This window comes from Methylophaga sp. UBA1464, assembly GCF_002325665.1.
Taxonomy (GTDB): Bacteria; Pseudomonadota; Gammaproteobacteria; order Nitrosococcales; family Methylophagaceae; genus Methylophaga.
In genome coordinates this window covers 17,024-18,689 of sequence record NZ_DCSO01000090.1, presented here as the reverse complement: position 1 = coordinate 18,689, position 1,666 = coordinate 17,024, and the positions used below count along the sequence as shown (strand labels likewise).

The window sequence follows — 1,666 nt, the reverse complement described above, 5'->3', positions numbered from 1 at the left end:
GTTTATTACCATCGGCTTCTTGTAATACCATGCGGACATACCGTTTTTGCAGCTGTTCCAGAGTAGGTAAAACGGCGCCCGACAATAATGTTTCGTTTCGCGGATCATCCACCGGGTTTGTCACTGACGGCGCAGTTGCAGATTGATTTTCCAGTAGTCTTGCCGGTAAATGTTGTGGCTGCACCCAGTCTTCCGTACAGAAAGCAAACGCTCTTTCCACTACATTCTGCAATTCTCTGACATTCCCCGGAAAAGCATACTGACGAATGATCTCCAAAGCTTTGTCACTGAAACCTTTAATGTTTCGACCTTGTGTTACCTCTAATTGCTGTAAAAACTGTTGGGCCAGAATTTCCCTGTCTTCTTCACGATCCCGCAGAGGTGGAACCGACAAAGCAAAGGTTTCCAGACGATAAAACAGATCCTCGCGGAAACTGCCTTCAACCACTTTTTGTTTTAAATCACGATGGGTTGCGGCGATGATTCGAACATCCACTTTCTCCTCAGTATCCTGCCCCACCGGGCGAATTGAGCCATCCTGCAAAGCCCGCAACAGTTTTGCCTGTAATGCCATTGGCATTTCACCAATTTCGTCCAGTAACAAACTCCCGCCATTGGCTTCCTGCAACAGGCCTTTACGGGATTTCTTGGCGCCGGTAAATGAGCCCGCTGAATGGCCAAAAAATTCGCTTTCTAACAATTCCTGCGGAATACCCGCACAGTTAACCGCTAAAAAAGGCCCGTCGGCACGATCACTTTCAGCATGCAGAGCTTTGGCAACCAGCTCTTTGCCCGTTCCACTTTCGCCGTTAATCAGCACCGGACCTTGCGCACGGCCAATCACTTTAATCTGTTCAAACAGATTACGCATCGCTTCGCTGCGACCAAACATCTGATGAAAACTGGGTTGACGGTTAAGTTTGCGAAACTGAAATAATTCATCATGCAATTTACGTGTCGCCACCACACGTTCAACCGCCAGCAGAAAATGCTCTAAATCCAAAGGCTTGGTAAGAAAATCATCCGCCCCCGCCTGCAACGCCTGAACTGCCTGGCGTACACTGCCAAATGCGGTAATCACAATCAGTCCTGGTCGCTGTTCTTCCGGCCAATGCCTGACCACCTGTTCAACCACGTTCATGCCATCGCCATCAGGTAGCCGCAGATCGGTGACAATCAATGCAGGCTGGTTGATATTAAGCCAGTCAATAGCGGATTGAACCTGGTGATGAACTGCCAGACTCCAACCTTCCGCTTCCAGTTCATCACTAATCAGTCTTGCCAATGCCTGGTCATCTTCAATTAACAGGATTGGTAAGTTTTTGTTCTGCTTCATCTTCATGCTGTTGGTCCAGAATCGTTAGATGGGTTTAAGGGTAAAATCAGCGTGAATCGCGCGCCGCCCAGCGGACTGTTGCTTAATTTCACTTCTCCCTGATGCTCACGCATTATTCTCTGCACAATTGCCAGGCCCAGACCGCTGCCTTCCCCCGGAGCTTTAGTTGTGACAAAAGGCTCAAATACCTGATTCTGCTGATCATCGGTTATGCCTGACCCGGCATCATCAATATGAATATGAAGTTGTCCATCCTTTTGCCAGGAGAGTTCAACCGGCCCCTCAGGACAAGCCTGACAGGCATTACGTAATAAATTGATTAAGGCTTTA

Annotated in this window: 2 protein-coding genes; both read right to left on the bottom strand. The window is 48.4% G+C overall.

Annotated elements, in window-relative coordinates:
* The coding region (locus B3O33_RS12130; RefSeq protein ID WP_292363707.1) for a sigma-54-dependent transcriptional regulator at positions 1-1,342 on the bottom strand (1,342 nt) is incomplete at its 3' end.
* Positions 1,339-1,666 (bottom strand): sensor histidine kinase (locus B3O33_RS12125; RefSeq protein ID WP_292363705.1); only part of this gene is annotated, 328 nt, incomplete at its 5' end. The genes B3O33_RS12125 and B3O33_RS12130, both read right to left, overlap by 4 nt.